The organism is Flavobacterium sp. GW821-FHT11G01, assembly GCF_058808175.1.
Map to the genome: position 1 here is coordinate 383845 of NZ_JBXARK010000003.1, position 19545 is coordinate 403389.

Sequence of the window (19545 nt, forward strand, 5' to 3'; positions counted from 1 at the left end):
TACTTCTGAAATGTTTAACCATAAAATTAATATTATGAAGGTAGATGTTCATGCAGTTAACTTTACTGTTGACCGAAAGTTGGTGGATTTTATTCAAGAGAGAATGGATAAGTTGGAAAAGTATTACGATCGAGTTGTCTCGGCTGATGTTTTTTTAAAAGTTGAAAGAACAAGTGATAAAGAGAATAAAGCTGTTGAGATAAAGATCAATGTTCCGGGAGATGATTTTTTGGTTAAAAAGCAGTGTAAGACATTTGAAGAGGCAGTTGAACTTTCGGCAGAATCTCTAGAGCGTTTACTAGTAAAAAGGAAAGAAAAAATAAGAGCACACATATAATTGAAAAATTTTTTCAAAAAATGTTTTGATACAAAGATAAAATAGCTACATTTGCAGTCCGTTAGAAATAGCGGACTTTTTTATTGATATTGCCAGCGTAGCTCAGTTGGCTAGAGCAGCTGATTTGTAATCAGCAGGTCGTGGGTTCGAGTCCCTCCGCCGGCTCTAAATATTTCAAATGCGATTTGAAATTGTTCATGCAATTATTGATAAAAATAGGGGAGATACTCAAGCGGCCAACGAGGGCAGACTGTAAATCTGCTGTGTGAACTTCGCAGGTTCGAATCCTGCTCTCCCCACAAAAAAAGAAGTTAAGATTTCGGATTATAGGTTTTGGATTTTTTCAAATCTGAAATCTAAATTCAAAAATCTAAAATCAGAACTCTCTGCCGGTGTAGCTCAGGGGTAGAGTGCTTCCTTGGTAAGGAAGAGGTCTCGGGTTCAATTCCCGACATTGGCTCAAGTAAGTAGGAAATTGAAAATTAATATATAACTAAGATTAAAAATTAAGTAAAATGGCAAAGGAGAATTTTAATCGTTCCAAACCGCACTTAAACATAGGTACAATTGGACACGTGGATCACGGAAAAACTACATTAACTGCTGCAATTACAAAAGTATTGTCTGATGCAGGTTACTGTCAAGCAAAATCGTTTGATCAAATCGATAACGCTCCAGAGGAGAAAGAAAGAGGTATTACTATTAATACATCACACGTAGAGTATGAAACAGCTAACCGTCACTACGCTCACGTTGACTGTCCAGGTCACGCGGATTACGTAAAGAACATGGTTACTGGTGCTGCTCAAATGGACGGAGCTATCTTAGTAGTTGCTGCTACAGATGGTCCAATGCCACAAACTCGTGAGCACATCCTTTTAGGTCGTCAGGTTGGTATTCCAAGAATCGTTGTTTTCATGAACAAAGTGGATATGGTTGATGATGCTGAATTGTTAGAGCTTGTTGAAATGGAAATTAGAGATTTATTATCTTTCTACGAATATGATGGAGATAATGGTCCTGTGGTTCAAGGTTCTGCTTTAGGAGGATTGAATAATGATCCTGCTTGGGTACCAAAAATCATTGAATTAATGGAAGCTGTTGATGCTTGGATCGAAGAGCCAGTGCGTGACGTTGCTAAACCATTCTTGATGCCGGTTGAAGATGTATTTACAATTACTGGTCGTGGAACTGTTGCTACAGGTCGTATCGAAACAGGTATTGCTAATACAGGAGATCCAGTTGAAATCATTGGTATGGGGGCTGATAAATTAACTTCTACTATTACAGGAGTTGAGATGTTCCGTAAAATCCTTGATAGAGGTGAAGCTGGAGATAACGTAGGTTTATTGTTAAGAGGTATTGATAAAGAATCTATCAAAAGAGGAATGGTTATCATTAAGCCAGGATCAGTAAAACCACACGCTACTTTCAAAGCTGAGGTTTATATCTTGAAAAAAGAAGAAGGTGGACGTCATACTCCATTCCATAATAACTACCGTCCACAGTTCTACGTACGTACAACTGACGTAACAGGAGTTATTACTTTACCAGAAGGAGTAGAGATGGTAATGCCAGGAGATAACTTAACTATCAATGTATCTTTATTAAGCCCAATCGCAATGAGCGTAGGTTTACGTTTCGCTATCCGTGAAGGTGGTAGAACTGTAGGTGCAGGTCAGGTTACTGAAATCGTAGGATAATCCTATAAATATTATAAAAAGCCAGCTGATTTTCTTAACTGAAATCACTGGCTTTTAATTACGGGCGTAGTTCAAGGGTAGAATAGCGGTCTCCAAAACCGTTGATGGGGGTTCGAATCCCTCCGCCCGTGCAATAAAAAATATATCAAATGACAAAAGTTACTAATTATTTATCAGAGGCTTTCGAGGAGTTAAAGTCAAATGTTACTTGGCCAGCTTGGGCTGAGGTTCAAAAATTGACAATTGTTGTGGCTGTATTTTCGATTCTATTTGCTTTGGCAACATGGGGAGTAGACGAATTTTTTGCAAAAGCTTTGGCTGGATTTTTTAACTGGTTAAAAGGATAATTTTTTTGTGATGGCAGATAATAATGTGAAAAAATGGTACGTGGTTAGAGCTGTAAGCGGACAAGAAAATAAAGTCAAAGCTTACATCGAAACTGAGATTGCCAGATTAGGTATGGGTGATTATGTTTCCCAAGTTTTGGTACCTACAGAAAAAGTAGTTACTGTAAAAGAAGGAAAAAAAATGTCTAAGGATAAAGTTTATTTCCCTGGATATGTTATGATCGAAGCCAATTTAGTTGGTGAGATACCTCATATTATTAAGTCTATTACAAGTGTAATTGGTTTTTTAGGTGAGATAAAAGGAGGAGAACCTGTTCCTTTGAGACTATCTGAAGTAAATCGTATGTTAGGTAAAGTAGATGAGTTAGCTGTTAATACAGATACTCGTGCTATTCCATTCAACTTAGGTGAAACTGTTAAAGTGATCGATGGTCCTTTTAATGGATTTAATGGTACTGTTGAAAAAATAAATGAAGAAAAGCGTAAACTTGAAGTTATGGTTAAGATTTTCGGAAGAAAAACGCCATTGGAATTAAGTTTTATGCAAGTTGAAAAAGTATAATTTTTTGTTACATATATAATATCCATTGCAATCGCTTCCAATTGATTGTGATGTTAAATTTTTTAAAAATGGCTAAAGAAATTAGTAAGGTAGTTAAACTACAAGTTAAGGGAGGTGCTGCGAACCCGTCGCCACCGGTTGGACCTGCTTTAGGAGCTGCTGGGGTAAACATCATGGAGTTCTGTAAGCAATTTAATGCTAGAACTCAGGATAAACCTGGCAAAATATGCCCAGTGCAAATCACTGTGTATAAAGACAAATCATTTGATTTTGTCGTTAAGACTCCTCCAGCAGCGGTTCAGTTAATGGAAGCTGCAAAGCTAAAATCTGGTTCTGGTGAGCCTAATCGTAAAAAAGTAGCTAGTGTTACTTGGGAACAAATTAGAGCAATTGCTGATGACAAAATGCCGGACTTAAATGCATTCACTATTGAGGCTGCAATGAGTATGGTTGCTGGAACAGCTAGATCTATGGGTATAACTGTATCAGGAGAAGCTCCTTTTTAATTAAGAAAAAGACATGGCAAAATTAACAAAAAAGCAAAAAGAGGCTGCTTCAAAAATTGAAAAGAACAAACTATATTCTCTTAAAGATGCTGCGGCATTATTAAAAGTAGTTGCTTCTGCAAAATTTGATGAGTCTGTTGATATCGCAGTTCGTTTGGGTGTAGATCCAAGAAAAGCGAATCAAATGGTTAGAGGTGTGGTTACATTACCTCACGGAACAGGTAAAGATGTTAAAGTATTAGCATTAGTTACTCCAGATAAAGAAGCGGAAGCTAAAGAAGCTGGTGCAGACTATGTAGGTCTTGATGACTATTTACAAAAAATTAAAGATGGTTGGACTGATGTTGATGTAATTATCACTATGCCAGCTGTTATGGGTAAATTAGGTCCATTAGGTCGTATTTTAGGACCTAGAGGTTTAATGCCAAATCCTAAAACAGGTACTGTAACTATGGATGTTGCAAAAGCTGTTCAAGAGGTTAAGGCTGGTAAAATTGACTTTAAAGTTGATAAAACTGGTATCGTTCACGCAGGAATTGGTAAAGTTTCTTTTGGAGCTGAGCAAATTGTTGACAACGCACACGAAATTATTCAAACATTAATAAAACTTAAACCAACTGCTGCTAAAGGTACCTACATTAAAGGTATTCACCTTACAAGCACTATGAGTCCTGCTATTGCATTAGACCCAAAAGCAGTATAATTGGTAGTTAAAAATTTTTAGTATGACTAGAGAAGAAAAATCAATCGCGATTGAAAATTTAACTGCGCAGTTAGCTGGTACAAATATCATTTATGTATCTGATATTTCTGGTTTAAACGCAGAAACAACTTCAAACTTACGTAGAGCTTGTTTTAAAGCAGGTATCAAATTAGAAGTTGTAAAGAACACTTTGCTTGCAAAAGCAATGGAAGCTTCTGCTAATGATTATGGTGATTTACCTACTGTATTGACTGGTAATAGTGCTATATTTATTTCTGATGTAGCTAATGCACCTGGAAAAATTATCAAAGATTTCCGTAAGAAATCTGATAAACCAGTTTTAAAAGGAGCATACATCAATTCTGAAGTATATATTGGAGATAATCAATTAGAAGCATTAGCTACTATTAAATCTAAAGAAGAACTTCTTGGAGAACTTATTGGATTATTGCAATCACCAGCACAAAGAATTATTTCTGCTTTACAAAACAAATTCGCTGGTAGCGAAGAAGAGGCTGAAGCATAATAATTCGAAGCAGGGAATTCATTTCCTTGTTGCTTAATTAGCGCACAATAAATAAATTATATTTTACAAATCATTTTAAACGATAGAAAAAATGGCAGATTTGAAACAATTCGCAGAACAATTAGTTAACTTAACAGTTAAAGAAGTTAACGAATTAGCAACAATATTAAAAGACGAGTATGGTATCGAGCCTGCTGCTGCAGCTGTAGTAGTTGCTGCTGGTGGTGGAGAAGGTGCTGCTGAAGAAGCACAAACTGAATTTACAGTTGTATTAAAAGAAGCTGGTGCTTCTAAATTAGCAGTTGTAAAATTAGTAAAAGAACTTACAGGTTTAGGTTTGAAAGAAGCTAAAGATGTAGTTGACGGTGCTCCAAGTAACGTTAAAGAAGGTGTTTCTAAAGAAGAGGCTGAAGGTCTTAAAAAATCATTAGAAGAAGCTGGAGCTGTTGTTGAATTAAAATAATTCAACTCAGTTTTAAGAACTAGGTTTAGGTCCTGAGTGAACACTCAAAGGCCTAAACCATTTTTCGTATAATAAAATATATCAAGTTTTATTATCAAATAGTTTAAAATACGAAAAAGTTTTTGATCAATACGAAGAAAAAAAATTGAACTTACTTTTGGTTTATTTTTAAAGATGTATTGATTATAATAAGAAAGTATAGATTAAACAGTGTGTTTTTACACAAAAAAATTACTTTTTTTTAATCAAAATTTTGTCCATTGATGATAACAAATCAGACTGAAAGATTGAATTTTGCCTCTACAAAAAATATCCCTGATTATCCAGATTTTCTAGATGTTCAGGTTAAATCTTTTAAAGATTTCTTTCAATTAGAAACGAAATCTGACGAAAGAGGCAACGAAGGGTTGTACAACACCTTCATGGAAAACTTCCCAATTACAGATACAAGAAACAACTTTGTATTGGAGTTCCTAGATTATTTTGTTGATCCACCACGTTATACAATTCAAGAATGTATAGAGAGAGGTCTTACTTATAGTGTGCCTTTAAAAGCCAGGTTAAAACTATACTGTACAGATCCAGAACACGAAGATTTTGAAACTATTGTACAAGATGTTTATCTTGGAACAATACCTTATATGACTCCAAGCGGTACTTTTGTTATCAATGGTGCTGAGCGTGTAGTAGTATCTCAACTACACCGTTCTCCTGGAGTTTTCTTTGGTCAATCATTCCACGCAAATGGAACAAAACTTTATTCTGCCAGAGTAATTCCTTTTAAAGGTTCTTGGATAGAATTTTCTACTGATATCAATAGCGTTATGTATGCTTATATCGATAGAAAGAAAAAATTACCGGTTACGACTTTATTCCGTGCAATTGGGTTCGAAAGAGATAAGGATATCCTTGAAATTTTCGACTTAGCAGAAGAAATTAAAGTTTCTAAAACGGGTATTAAGAAATACATTGGAAGAAGACTTGCTGCACGTGTATTGAATACATGGCATGAGGATTTCGTTGATGAAGATACCGGTGAGGTAGTTTCTATCGAACGTAACGAAATCATCCTTGATCGTGATACAATTATCGACAAAGATAATGTTGAAGAGATCATTGATTCTAACGTAAAATCTATTTTGTTACATAAAGAGGATAATAATCAAGCAGATTATGCTATTATCCACAATACATTACAAAAAGATCCAACAAACTCTGAAAAAGAAGCTGTTGAGCATATCTACAGACAATTGCGTAATGCAGAACCGCCTGATGAAGAAACTGCTCGTGGTATTATAGATAAATTGTTCTTCTCTGATCAACGTTATAACTTAGGTGAAGTTGGTCGTTATAGAATGAATAAAAAACTTGGTTTAGATATCCCAATGGAAAAGCAAGTGCTTACCAAAGAAGATATCATTACCATTGTAAAATATTTGATCGAATTGATCAACTCTAAAGCAGAGATTGATGATATTGATCACTTATCAAACCGTCGTGTTAGAACAGTTGGAGAACAATTGTCTCAACAATTCGGTGTTGGTTTAGCGCGTATGGCTAGAACTATTCGTGAGAGAATGAACGTTAGAGATAACGAGGTGTTTACACCAATTGATTTGATTAATGCTAAAACATTATCATCAGTTATCAACTCTTTCTTTGGTACTAACCAGTTGTCTCAATTTATGGATCAAACGAATCCATTAGCTGAGATTACACACAAAAGAAGATTATCTGCACTTGGACCTGGTGGACTTTCGAGAGAGAGAGCTGGTTTTGAGGTTCGTGACGTTCACTATACACACTATGGTCGTTTATGTCCGATTGAAACTCCTGAGGGACCAAACATTGGTTTGATTTCATCTCTTGGTGTTTATGCAAAAGTAAATGGAATGGGTTTCATCGAAACACCATACCGTAAAGTTACAAATGGTGTAGTTGATTTAGAAAGTACTCCAATTTATTTAAGTGCTGAAGAAGAAGAAGGAAAAATGATTGCTCAGGCAAACATTGAAATGGATGCTACTGGTAAAATTACTGCAAGCAATGTTATTGCTCGTGAGGAAGGTGACTTCCCGGTTGTTGAGCCATCAGCAGTACATTATACAGACGTTGCTCCTAACCAGATTGCTTCGATTTCGGCTTCATTAATTCCTTTCTTGGAGCATGATGATGCGAACCGTGCGTTGATGGGATCAAACATGATGCGTCAGGCGGTTCCTTTGATCCGTCCAGAAGCACCAATTGTTGGTACAGGTTTAGAGCGTCAGGTAGCTTCAGATTCTAGAGTATTGATTAATGCTGAAGGAGATGGAACTGTAGAATATGTTGATGCTAATATCATTACTATCAAATACGACCGTACAGAAGACGAAAGAATGGTTAGTTTTGATGCTGATGAAAAAACTTACAACTTAATTAAGTTTAGAAAAACCAATCAAGGTACAAGTATTAACTTGAAACCAATCGTAAGAAAAGGTGACAGAGTTGTTCTTGGACAAGTATTATCAGAAGGATATGCTACTCAAAATGGTGAATTAGCTTTAGGTAGAAACTTAAAAGTTGCGTTCATGCCATGGAAAGGGTATAACTTTGAGGATGCGATTGTAATTTCTGAAAAAGTAGTTCGTGATGATATTTTTACTTCTATCCACGTTGATGATTATTCATTAGAGGTTAGAGATACTAAGTTAGGAAATGAAGAGTTAACAAACGATATTCCTAACGTTTCTGAAGAAGCTACTAAAGATTTAGATGAAAACGGTATGATCAGAATTGGAGCAGAGGTTAAACCTGGCGACATTTTGATCGGAAAAATTACACCAAAAGGAGAATCAGATCCTACTCCGGAAGAGAAATTGCTTCGTGCAATCTTCGGGGATAAAGCAGGTGATGTAAAAGATGCTTCATTAAAAGCTTCTCCATCTTTACATGGTGTAGTTCTTGACAAAAAATTATTTGCAAGAGCTGTAAAAGATAAACGTAAACGTACTCAGGATAAGGATGCTTTAGGCGCTTTAGAAATGGAATTTGAAACTAAATTTGTTGAATTAAAAGACAGATTGGTTGAAAAATTATTCTTGATCGTTAACGGAAAAACATCTCAGGGTGTAATGAATGATTTGGGTGAAGAAGTTTTACCAAAAGGTAAAAAATATACTCAAAAAATGCTTTACGCAGTAGAAGATTTTGCTCACTTAAGCAAAGGTCAATGGGTTGCTGATGATGCTACTAATAAAATGGTTAATGATTTAATTCATAACTATAAAATTAAGCTGAATGACTTACAAGGATCTTTAAGAAGAGAAAAATTCACTATTACAGTTGGGGATGAATTACCATCTGGAATCTTGAAATTGGCTAAAATCTATATCGCTAAAAAACGTAAGTTAAAAGTTGGTGATAAAATGGCGGGACGTCACGGTAACAAAGGTATTGTTGCAAGAATCGTTCGTCATGAAGATATGCCTTTCCTTGAAGACGGAACACCAGTAGATATCGTATTGAATCCACTTGGGGTACCTTCACGTATGAACATTGGTCAGATTTATGAAACTGTTCTTGGATGGGCTGGTATGAACTTGGGTAGAAAATTTGCTACTCCAATTTTTGACGGTGCTTCTTTAGATCAAATTAATGAATTAACTGATGAAGCTGGAGTACCACGTTTCGGACATACACATCTTTATGATGGTGGTACTGGAGAGCGTTTCCATCAAGCAGCAACTGTGGGTGTAATTTACATGCTTAAATTAGGACACATGGTTGATGATAAGATGCACGCACGTTCTATCGGACCATACTCGTTGATCACTCAACAACCACTTGGAGGTAAAGCTCAATTTGGAGGTCAGCGTTTTGGAGAGATGGAGGTTTGGGCACTTGAGGCTTATGGAGCATCAAGTACACTTCGTGAAATCTTGACAGTTAAGTCGGATGATGTTATTGGTAGAGCTAAAACTTACGAAGCTATCGTTAAGGGTGAGTCTATGCCGGAACCAGGATTACCAGAATCATTCAATGTATTAATGCATGAATTGAAAGGTCTTGGACTTGACATTCGTTTAGAAGAATAATAAAAGTTTTGTAGTCAGTCTCATTTTTTAATGGGACTGATTACTCATTTATAAAAGTTTTTAAAGATTTATACCCGTAACCCGTTCCGATTTTTTATAAGAATGCAAGGCATTTTATAACTAGCGCTTCAAAGTAATTTTGAGGTTTAGAGAAGTAACCCGAGGTAGTAGCTGAATGATTAACTCTTTATTTTTTTAAGAGTAGATTATAAATCTAAAATCAATTTTTTAATTGCAAATAAATCAATAGTAAAAACTATGATGAATAATAGAAACAATAATAAGGATAAAAATCCAGTCAAAAGATTTAATAAAATCTCTATTGGATTAGCTTCACCAGAATCTATCTTGAAAGAATCAAGAGGAGAGGTGTTGAAACCGGAAACAATTAACTACAGAACTCACAAACCAGAGCGTGACGGACTTTTCTGTGAAAGAATCTTCGGACCTGTAAAGGATTTTGAGTGTGCTTGTGGTAAATATAAAAGAATTCGTTACAAAGGTATTATCTGTGACCGTTGTGGTGTTGAAGTTACTGAGAAAAAAGTACGTCGTGATAGAGTAGGACACATCAACCTTGTTGTGCCAATTGCTCATATTTGGTATTTCCGTTCTCTTCCAAACAAAATTGGTTATATCCTTGGTCTTCCATCTAAGAAATTAGATATGATTATTTACTATGAAAGATACGTAGTAATCCAGGCAGGTATTGCTAAAAATGCAGATGGAGAATCATTACAAAGATTAGATTTCTTAACTGAAGAAGAATATTTGAATATTTTAGATACTCTTCCGCAAGAAAATCAATATTTAGATGATATGGATCCTAATAAATTTGTTGCCAAAATGGGAGCAGAATGTATTATGGACTTATTGGCTCGTATTGACTTAGATGCTTTATCTTATGAACTAAGACACAGCGCTAACAATGAAACATCTAAACAACGTAAAACTGAAGCTTTAAAAAGATTACAAGTTGTTGAGTCTTTCCGTGAGTCTAACTTAAACCGCGAAAATCGTCCTGAGTGGATGATTATGAAAGTGGTTCCTGTTATTCCACCAGAATTACGTCCGCTTGTGCCACTTGATGGAGGTCGTTTTGCAACTTCGGATTTAAATGACTTATACCGTCGTGTAATCATTCGTAACAACCGTTTGAAAAGATTAATGGAGATTAAAGCTCCAGAAGTTATCTTAAGAAACGAAAAACGTATGTTACAAGAATCTGTAGATTCATTATTTGATAACACTCGTAAAGCTTCTGCTGTTAAAACAGAATCTAACAGACCATTAAAATCATTATCTGACTCTTTAAAAGGTAAGCAAGGACGTTTCCGTCAAAACTTACTTGGAAAACGTGTGGATTATTCTGCTCGTTCGGTAATTGTTGTTGGTCCTGAATTAAAATTATTCGAATGTGGATTGCCAAAAGATATGGCATCTGAATTATACAAACCTTTCGTTATCCGTAAATTGATTGAAAGAGGTATTGTTAAAACAGTAAAATCTGCTAAGAAAATCATAGACAAAAAAGAGCCTGTAGTTTGGGATATCCTTGAAAATGTAATTAAAGGACACCCTGTATTACTTAACCGTGCTCCTACGTTGCACAGACTTGGTATTCAAGCTTTTCAGCCAAAATTAATTGAAGGAAAAGCGATCCAATTGCACCCATTAGTATGTACGGCTTTCAACGCCGATTTTGATGGGGATCAGATGGCAGTTCACTTGCCATTAGGACCAGAGGCTATTTTAGAGGCACAATTATTAATGTTGGCTTCTCATAATATTCTTAACCCTGCAAATGGAGCACCAATTACTGTACCTTCTCAGGATATGGTCTTGGGTCTATATTATATGACCAAAGAACGTATCTCGACACCAGAACATGTAATTTTAGGTCAAGACTTAACTTTCTATTCTGCTGAAGAAGTAAACATTGCATTAAACGAAGGAAGATTAGAATTGAATGCTCGTGTAAAAATTAGAGCAAAAGATTTTAATGACGCTGGAGAATTAGTGTTCAAAATTATTCAAACAACTGCAGGACGTGTATTATTTAATGAAGTAGTACCTGAAGCAGCTGGATATATCAATGATGTATTGACTAAGAAAAACCTTAGAGATATTATCGGACACATTTTAAGTGTGACTGATGTACCTACTACTGCAGCTTTCTTGGATAATATGAAAGATATGGGTTATAAATTCGCATTTAGAGGAGGTTTATCTTTCTCTCTTGGTGATATTAGAATCCCGGAACAAAAAACAAAATTAATTGCAGATGCCAGAGAACAAGTTGAAGGTATTTCTGTGAATTATAACATGGGTCTTATTACAAATAACGAACGTTACAACCAGGTTATTGACGTATGGACTTCTGCAAATGCTCAATTAACTGAGTTAGCAATGAAAAATATTAGAGAAGACCAACAAGGTTTTAACTCTGTATATATGATGCTTGACTCTGGGGCGAGGGGTTCTAAGGAGCAGATTCGTCAGTTAACTGGTATGCGTGGTTTGATGGCTAAGCCTAAAAAATCTACTGCCGGTGGTGGTGAGATTATTGAAAACCCGATTCTTTCTAACTTTAAGGAAGGTCTTTCGATCCTTGAGTACTTCATTTCTACTCACGGTGCTCGTAAAGGTCTTGCGGATACGGCTCTTAAAACGGCCGATGCTGGTTACTTAACAAGAAGACTTCATGACGTTTCTCAAGATGTTATTGTTAACATCGAAGATTGTGGAACTTTAAGAGGTGTTGAAGTTTCTGCATTGAAGAAAAATGAGGAAATCGTTGAATCATTAGGAGAAAGAATTTTAGGGCGTGTGGCATTGCAAGATGTTATAAATCCACTTACTAATGAAGTAATGGTTCAATCTGGACACCAAATTACTGAAGCAATTATGAGAACTATCGAAGCTTCTCCAATTGAAAAAGTAGAGGTAAGATCTCCATTAACTTGTGAGGCTTTAAAAGGTATTTGTGCTAAATGTTACGGTAGAAACTTAGCTACTGGTAAAATGACACAAAGAGGTGAAGCTGTCGGAGTTATTGCAGCTCAATCTATTGGAGAGCCAGGTACACAGTTAACACTTCGTACGTTCCACGTTGGAGGGGTTGCCGGAGGTATTTCTGAAGAATCTAGTATTGTTACAAGATTCAACGGTAGACTTGAGATTGAAGATTTAAAAACTGTAAAAGGTGAGGATAGTGAAGGTAATGCGACTGATATCGTAGTATCACGTTCAACTGAATTGAAATTGGTTGATGAGAAAACTGGAATCGTTTTAAATACACACAACATTCCTTACGGATCTAGTATTTTCGTTAAGGATGGTGAAGTAGTTACTAAAGGAACTGTGATCTGTAAGTGGGATCCATATAATGGTGTAATTGTTTCTGAATTTACTGGTAAAATTGCTTACGAGGATTTAGAACAAGGACAATCGTTCATGGTTGAAATTGATGAGCAAACAGGATTCCAGGAAAAAGTAATTTCTGAGGCTAGAAACAAAAAATTAATCCCAACTTTATTGGTTTACGGTAAAGAAGGTGAATTGATTCGTTCTTACAACTTACCGGTAGGTGCACACCTTATGGTTGAGAACGGTGAGAAAATTAAAGCAGGTAAAGTATTGGTTAAAATTCCACGTCGTTCTTCTAAAGCGGGAGATATTACAGGAGGTTTACCAAGAATTACCGAGTTGCTTGAGGCTCGTAACCCTTCAAACCCAGCAGTTGTATCTGAAATTGATGGTGTTGTTTCTTTTGGAAAAATCAAAAGAGGTAACCGTGAAATTGTTATCGAATCTAAATTTGGTGAGATTAAAAAGTATTTAGTTAAACTTTCAAGCCAAATCTTAGTACAAGAAAATGACTTCGTAAGAGCGGGAGTTCCATTGTCTGACGGTGCAATTACACCAGATGACATCTTAAGAATTCAAGGGCCAGCTGCTGTTCAACAGTATTTGGTAAATGAAATTCAAGAAGTATACCGTTTACAAGGGGTAAAAATTAACGACAAGCACTTTGAGGTAGTTATTCGTCAAATGATGCGTAAAGTAAGAGTTCAGGATCCAGGAGATACATTATTCCTAGAAGATCAATTGATTCACACTAAAGATTTCATCGTTCAAAACGATAAATTATATGGTATGAAAGTAGTTGAAGACGCTGGAGATTCTGCTGTATTGAAACCAGGTCAAATTATTACACCTCGTGATTTACGTGATGAAAATTCATTGCTTAAACGAAATGATAAAAATCTGGTAGTAGCCAGAGATGTAATTACTGCAACTGCAACGCCAGTTTTACAAGGTATTACAAGAGCTTCGCTACAAACTAAATCATTCATCTCTGCTGCTTCTTTCCAGGAAACAACAAAAGTACTTAACGAAGCTGCTGTAGCTGGTAAAGTAGATGATTTAGAAGGATTAAAAGAAAATGTAATTGTTGGACACAGAATTCCTGCGGGAACTGGTATGAGAGAATACGATAACACTATCGTAGGATCTAAAGACGATTACAATGAAATGATGGCTAATAAAGAAGAATATATTTATTAATTAGGAAACTATGAGTAATCCGAAACAACAACAAGAGCAAATTAATATCGAGTTAGATGAAACTATCGCAGAAGGAATTTATTCTAATCTTGCGATTATCAACCACTCATCATCAGAGTTTGTTTTAGATTTTGTGAGCATTATGCCAGGTATTCCTAAGGCCAAGGTAAAGTCAAGAATTGTCCTGACACCACAACATGCTAAAAGATTATTAAAAGCAATTGGCGAAAATATTCATCGTTTTGAAGTCGCTCATGGCGAAATTAAAGACACTGAACAAGCTCCAATTCCGCTTAATTTTGGTCCGGCAGGACAAGCATAAATTTAAAAAGCCCCAGTAATGGGGCTTTTTTTTGCATGAAATTTAGAATTAAGTGCACTTTAACCGATTTAATTTTACTTTCATCGACTATATTTCTATCTTAGGTTACATTATTCTAATTTAGAGTTTCCTAATAAAAAGATTTAATTTTTTGGAATATAATAACTTAGTAAAGGTTGGTTTAATTCAAATTAAAAAAAAGCGCTAATTATATAATTAGCGCTTTTTTTATAGTTTTTCTTCAAAAAAAGAAGAATTTAGTCAAATTCAGAAGTGAAAAATAATTTTACACTTGGATATTTACTTTGTGTCATTTGAATTGTAAAATCAGAATCAGCTAAGAATACTAGTTGACCGTATTTATCATGAGCTAGGAATTTTTGTTTGATTCGTTTAAATTCTTTAAACTCATCATTTTTTGCATCATCAGGTTTAACCCAACAAGCTTTATGAACCGGGAAGTTTTCATAAGTACATTTTGCACCGTACTCATGTTCCAAACGATATTGAATTACCTCATATTGAAGTGCTCCAACAGTTCCTATCACTTTACGGTTGTTCATTTCTAATGTAAACAACTGTGCAACACCTTCATCCATTAATTGATCGACACCTTTGTCCAATTGCTTGGCTTTCATTGGATCAGCATTATTGATGTATCTAAAATGTTCTGGAGAGAAACTCGGAATTCCTTTAAAACTCATTATTTCTCCTTCGGTTAAAGTATCTCCAATTTTAAAGTTTCCTGTATCATGTAAACCTACAATGTCACCAGGATATGAAATATCTACAATTTCTTTTTTCTCTGCGAAAAAGGCATTTGGACTAGAAAATTTTAAATTTTTCTTTTGACGAACGTGATAATAAGGCTTATTTCTTTCAAAAGTTCCGGAAACAATTTTGATGAAAGCTAAACGATCTCTGTGTTTTGGATCCATATTGGCATGGATTTTAAATACAAAACCGGTCATTTTTTCTTCTTTTGGATCAACTAAACGAGTTTCAGAATCTTTTGGTCTTGGAGAAGGAGCGATAGTTACAAAACAATCTAACAATTCACGAACTCCAAAATTATTTAAGGCTGAACCAAAAAACACAGGTTGAATTTTTCCGTCTAAATAATCCTGACGTTCAAATTTTGGATAAACTTCATCGATTAATTCTAATTCTTCACGTAATTTATCTGCTGGTTTTTGCCCGATAATTTTTTCTAATTCAGGATTTTGAACATCTGAAAAAGCAATAGTCTCTTCAATGTTTTTACGGCTGTCACCGCTAAAAAGATTGATGTTTTGTTCCCATAAATTATAGATTCCCTGAAAATCATACCCCATTCCGATAGGAAAACTTAAAGGGGTAACGGTCAAACCTAACTTCTGTTCAACTTCATCCATTAAGTCAAAAGCATCTTTTCCTTCACGGTCTAATTTATTGATGAAAACAATCATCGGAATATTTCTCATTCTACAAACTGCAACCAATTTCTCAGTTTGTTCCTCAACTCCTTTTGCAACGTCAATTACAACAATGACGCTATCTACAGCAGTTAAAGTTCTAAAAGTATCTTCAGCAAAATCCTTGTGCCCGGGAGTGTCAAGAATGTTGATTTTTTTGTCTTTATAATTAAAAGCAAGTACAGATGTCGAAACCGAAATACCTCTTTGGCGTTCGATTTCCATGAAATCACTTGTTGCTCCTTTTTTTATTTTATTATTTTTTACCGCACCAGCTTCCTGAATTGCACCTCCAAATAACAATAATTTTTCAGTTAAAGTTGTTTTACCGGCATCGGGATGCGATATAATTCCGAATGTTCTTCTACGTTGTATTTCTTTTAAAAAGCTCATATTTTGTATAAATAGGTTTGCAAAAGTACTATTAATTACGGCTTAATAAAAATATTCACTTCTATAATTTAGAAGTCATTACTTTATAAACAGAAACTTTTAGGCAAAAAAAAAGACTGTTTTTTTAGAACAGTCTTTTAATTGTTGTTTTTAAGAATTATTGATTAATTGACCAAACTGAATATCCTTTTGGTGGACATTGAATTTTCACCCATTTATCTGCTTGCGTAGTTGGGTACCAAGTTGAACTTCCTGTAAAATCTTTAATTTGAGTATTTGCCCAATTCGTCTGAATCCATCTTTCCTGCCAAACAGTTGAGTTATTTATGTAAACAACTAATCCAGGGTTTCCGTTATATCCATTTCTTCTTGCCACATATTCATCATTGTCAGAGTATAAAATAGATGTTGTACCCGTTGCCTTGTTATTATGAATCCAGATAAGATTATTCAATTTCGTTTTATCCAGCCATTCTTCATAATCTCTGTAGAAAATCGTTGGATATCCTTCATGTGTTAATATATAAGAGTAAGCCAGTAATTTATTTGAAATCTCGTCAGTATCATGATTTGCTACAAATGTTACAGCTTTGTATGGATTTCTTTTCCACATCATATCATCATTCAAAAGAGCCAGATTGTTTCCGTCAAAAGCATCATTCATTTTATAATAACAAGCAAAATCAAAGACAGAACTGTTGGCGCTATTTGCCCAGTTATTTAATATGTCGACATTAGAATCCCATAATTCACCAACAGAAAATCCACCAACATTTGCATTCCAATCGTATACGACCCAGGGAGCAAAGCCTTTTACATAATCAAATCGCCATCCATCAAATTTCATGGTGTTTTTATAATATTTACCAACTCCATCAGCTCTTTTCCAAAGCCAATCCTGTACATAAGGATCTGCATGGCATAAATCAGGAAAACCTCCAAAAGAACCTTCATCATTATTACCGTAACTATTTTTGTAGAAATTAACATAAGTACGTTTAAATTTTCCTGAAGCAACTCCATTAAAATTTGTCCAGGTATTGGTTCCTGTAAACGGATTTGCTTCTGATTGTCCTCCGCTGTTATGATTAATTACAATGTCTGCATACACTTTCATGTTTTCAGTATGTGCTTTTGTAATCAAACTTACCAATTCGGTTTTAGAACCAAATCTGGTTTCTGTAGTTCCATTTTGATTATAATCACCAAAATCGAAATAATCTGTTGGGTCGTATCCCATTGAAAATGCTCCATTTTGTGCTTTAGAAGCTGGTGGAAGCCAAATTGAGCCAATTCCGGCATTCGACCAGGCCGTTACTTTACCATTAACGGTATTCCACCAATTTCCTCCAGCAGGAACATCCCAATAAAAGGCTTGCATCATAACTCCACCTCCAGGATTATCCACATATTTTCCTGTTAGTGACGATTTAGCTCCGGTACTGAAAGGCTTCCCATCATGATGTGTCACATTAATAATTTCAAATTGTTGACTTTCAGCTTTCGAATCAACTTCATTTGTTTCATTTGGCGAACACGAACAAAAAAATGCTGTTATTGCTGTCATCAAATAAATTTTCGCATTGTGGTTTTTCATAATTTAGATTTGGTTAAAAGGTTAATAAAGTTTGTAATTGTTTATTTTTAAGTATTTATAAAGTGATATTCGTAATTTTAATACCTGAAAATTATTAATTACGCATCTAAAGTATGTGTTTTTTAATTCGATCCGTTTTTATAAGAAAATAGTTATACAACGAAAACGTTGTAGTGTTAAAAACTTTTTTTATTTTACTGAAATATAGCTTTTTGTGTTTTGTGTCAATTTTGATTTATGCTATTTCTAAAAATTTTTTAAAGTGTGATTTGTGCTGCTTTTTAGAGAATAATCTTTGATAAATAGGTTCAATTGTTGAAATCGAAATACAACCCATATAATTTTTTGTTAATAGTATGGCTGATAGTTGTATTATGTGATTGAATTGTTATTTTTGTTCGTTATAAGTTAAAAAGAACTAGATCTTAATTATTTAGTGATTTTTAGTTTAAAAACGAAATACGAAGGCAAGATCTTTACATTCAAATTAAATTTAAAATAATGTTATTAAAAAAATTACAGCTAAAAACAATTGATTACAAACTAGTGTTGACAATGTGTTTTTTACTTTTTTTCAACTCAATTGTTTCGGCTCAGGAAATTATTCCAGATGTTGTAGCTCAAAAACCAGTTGAAGTTCCTACTGGACAGAAGCTAAAAGTTGACGGTATCATTGCTACTGTTGGAGATTATATTGTTTTAGATTCAGATATTGATAAAGGATTTTTAGAAATTACTGCTCAGGGAGGGAATGTAAAGGATATTACAAGATGTCAGATGCTTGGTAAACTTTTAGAAGACAAACTATATGCACACCAGGCGATTCAGGATAGTATTATAGTAAGTGATGCAGAAGTTAGAGGAATGATGGAAGACCGACTGAATTATATGGTAAAACAAGTTGGTGATATAAATAAAGTAGTTGAGTATTATAAAAAAAGTTCTGTAGAGGAATTTAAAACCTATTTTGCAGATATTTTAAAAGAGCAAAAATTATCTTCAGAAATGAGAGATAAAATTGTTGATGGTGTATCGATTACTCCCGAGGAGGTTCGTAATTTCTTTAAAAAAATACCGAAAGATGAATTACCAACTTTTGGAGCAGAGATGGAAGTAGCACAGATTGTGGTAGAACCAAAAGTTTCAAAAGAAGACGAACAAAAAGTAATTGACAGATTAAATGCTATTAGAAAAGATGTTCTTGAAGGATCTAGCTTTGCAACAAAAGCAGTTTTATACTCTCAAGATCCGGGATCTTCATCAAACGGAGGTTATTATAAAATGACCAGAAGAACACCCTTTGTAAAAGAATTTAAAGATGTAGCATTTAGTTTGCAGGAAGGTGAAATTTCAGAGCCTTTTAAAACAAATTTTGGATTCCATATTATTATGGTAGACAAAATTAAGGGGCAAGAAGTAGAGTTGCGTCATATTTTAATTTCTCCAACTGTATCTGAAGATGCTTTAAAAGAAGCAAAAGAAAGAATTACCAATATTAGAAAAAAGATAGAATCTAAAGAAATTACTTTTGCAGATGCTGCCAGAACAGAGTCTGATGAAAAAGAAACAAGAGCAAATGGAGGTGTATTAATAAATCCTAATACGCAAGATACTCGTTTTGAGTTGACTAAGATGGATCCGGCATTGTACAGCCAGGTGTCAAATTTAAAAGATACTGAAATTTCTCAGCCGCTTTTAAGTACAGATGATAAAGGGAAAAAAACGTATAAATTAATTACAGTTACAAATAGAATTGATGAGCATGTTGCTGATTATGCTAAAGATTATACAAAAATTAAAGATTTAGCCCTGAAAGAAAAACAGATTGAAGCAATTGGAAAATGGTTCGATACTAAGATTAAAGATACTTACATCAAAATTATTGGAGAATACAGAGATTGTGCTTTTGCTAACAATTGGCTGAAAAAATAATTTTTATTAAATAAATAAAAGAGTTAGTTTTATGAATTCATAGAGCTAACTCTTT

The 19545-nt window shown here is 34.6% G+C and carries 14 protein-coding genes and 4 tRNA genes; 16 read left to right on the forward strand and 2 right to left on the reverse strand.

The window, feature by feature from the left end; all coding sequences use genetic code 11:
• The first annotated feature begins 34 nt into the window (after positions 1–34).
• The 15 genes from hpf (at position 35) to AC1RRN_RS08700 (ending at position 14114) form a co-directional block, all read left to right on the forward strand.
• Positions 35–337, forward strand: coding sequence for a ribosome hibernation-promoting factor, HPF/YfiA family (hpf, locus tag AC1RRN_RS08630; protein ID WP_017496722.1), 303 nt, complete (start codon positions 35–37; stop codon positions 335–337).
• A 91-nt stretch (positions 338–428) separates the two neighbouring features.
• Positions 429–502 (forward strand) — tRNA-Thr (locus tag AC1RRN_RS08635).
• A gap of 53 nt (positions 503–555) precedes the next feature.
• Positions 556–636, forward strand: a tRNA-Tyr gene (locus AC1RRN_RS08640).
• Positions 637–725: 89 nt separating this feature from the next.
• Positions 726–797: transfer RNA gene (locus tag AC1RRN_RS08645), tRNA-Thr, on the forward strand.
• Positions 798–852: 55 nt separating this feature from the next.
• A complete protein-coding gene (tuf, locus tag AC1RRN_RS08650) occupies positions 853–2040 on the forward strand; it encodes an elongation factor Tu (protein WP_007807448.1) in 1188 nt (395 codons plus the stop codon).
• A gap of 60 nt (positions 2041–2100) precedes the next feature.
• Positions 2101–2171: transfer RNA gene (locus AC1RRN_RS08655), tRNA-Trp, on the forward strand.
• An 18-nt stretch (positions 2172–2189) separates the two neighbouring features.
• Entirely contained in the window at positions 2190–2387 is a 198-nt protein-coding gene (secE, locus tag AC1RRN_RS08660) for a preprotein translocase subunit SecE (protein WP_008466927.1), read from the forward strand.
• 10 nt (positions 2388–2397) lie between these two features.
• Positions 2398–2949: a transcription termination/antitermination protein NusG gene (gene nusG / locus AC1RRN_RS08665; protein WP_029273444.1), complete on the forward strand. Its 552-nt coding sequence runs from the start codon at positions 2398–2400 to the stop codon at positions 2947–2949.
• A gap of 68 nt (positions 2950–3017) precedes the next feature.
• Complete coding sequence (gene rplK / locus AC1RRN_RS08670; RefSeq protein WP_029273445.1) at positions 3018–3455, forward strand: 50S ribosomal protein L11; 438 nt, start codon at positions 3018–3020, stop codon at positions 3453–3455.
• A 13-nt stretch (positions 3456–3468) separates the two neighbouring features.
• On the forward strand, positions 3469–4158 hold the full coding sequence (rplA, locus tag AC1RRN_RS08675) for a 50S ribosomal protein L1 (protein WP_035619180.1): 690 nt from the start codon (positions 3469–3471) through the stop codon (positions 4156–4158).
• Between the two features lie 22 nt (positions 4159–4180).
• Positions 4181–4684, forward strand: coding sequence for a 50S ribosomal protein L10 (gene rplJ, locus AC1RRN_RS08680; RefSeq protein WP_029273446.1), 504 nt, complete (start codon positions 4181–4183; stop codon positions 4682–4684).
• Positions 4685–4775: 91 nt separating this feature from the next.
• Positions 4776–5147, forward strand: a complete 372-nt coding sequence (gene rplL, locus AC1RRN_RS08685; RefSeq protein ID WP_007807437.1) for a 50S ribosomal protein L7/L12 — start codon at positions 4776–4778, stop codon at positions 5145–5147.
• Positions 5148–5410: 263 nt separating this feature from the next.
• Positions 5411–9223 carry a DNA-directed RNA polymerase subunit beta gene (gene rpoB, locus AC1RRN_RS08690; protein ID WP_492966912.1) on the forward strand — a complete coding sequence of 1271 codons (3813 nt, stop codon included), beginning with the start codon at positions 5411–5413 and terminating at the stop codon, positions 9221–9223.
• A gap of 258 nt (positions 9224–9481) precedes the next feature.
• Entirely contained in the window at positions 9482–13792 is a 4311-nt protein-coding gene (gene rpoC / locus AC1RRN_RS08695; protein ID WP_026985796.1) for a DNA-directed RNA polymerase subunit beta', read from the forward strand.
• A 10-nt stretch (positions 13793–13802) separates the two neighbouring features.
• Complete coding sequence (locus AC1RRN_RS08700; RefSeq protein ID WP_026985797.1) at positions 13803–14114, forward strand: DUF3467 domain-containing protein; 312 nt, start codon at positions 13803–13805, stop codon at positions 14112–14114.
• 257 nt (positions 14115–14371) lie between these two features.
• Here the strand turns inward: AC1RRN_RS08700 and AC1RRN_RS08705 are convergent, their stop codons facing one another.
• On the reverse strand, positions 14372–15961 hold the full coding sequence (locus AC1RRN_RS08705; RefSeq protein ID WP_056190737.1) for a peptide chain release factor 3: 1590 nt from the start codon (positions 15959–15961) through the stop codon (positions 14372–14374).
• 157 nt (positions 15962–16118) lie between these two features.
• Positions 16119–17558, reverse strand: coding sequence for an alpha-amylase (locus AC1RRN_RS08710; RefSeq protein WP_492966913.1), 1440 nt, complete (start codon positions 17556–17558; stop codon positions 16119–16121).
• Between the two features lie 501 nt (positions 17559–18059).
• On the opposite strand from AC1RRN_RS08710, the gene AC1RRN_RS08715 reads away from it, so the two are divergent.
• Complete coding sequence (locus AC1RRN_RS08715; RefSeq protein WP_492966914.1) at positions 18060–19490, forward strand: peptidylprolyl isomerase; 1431 nt, start codon at positions 18060–18062, stop codon at positions 19488–19490.
• Positions 19491–19545: the final 55 nt, after the last annotated feature.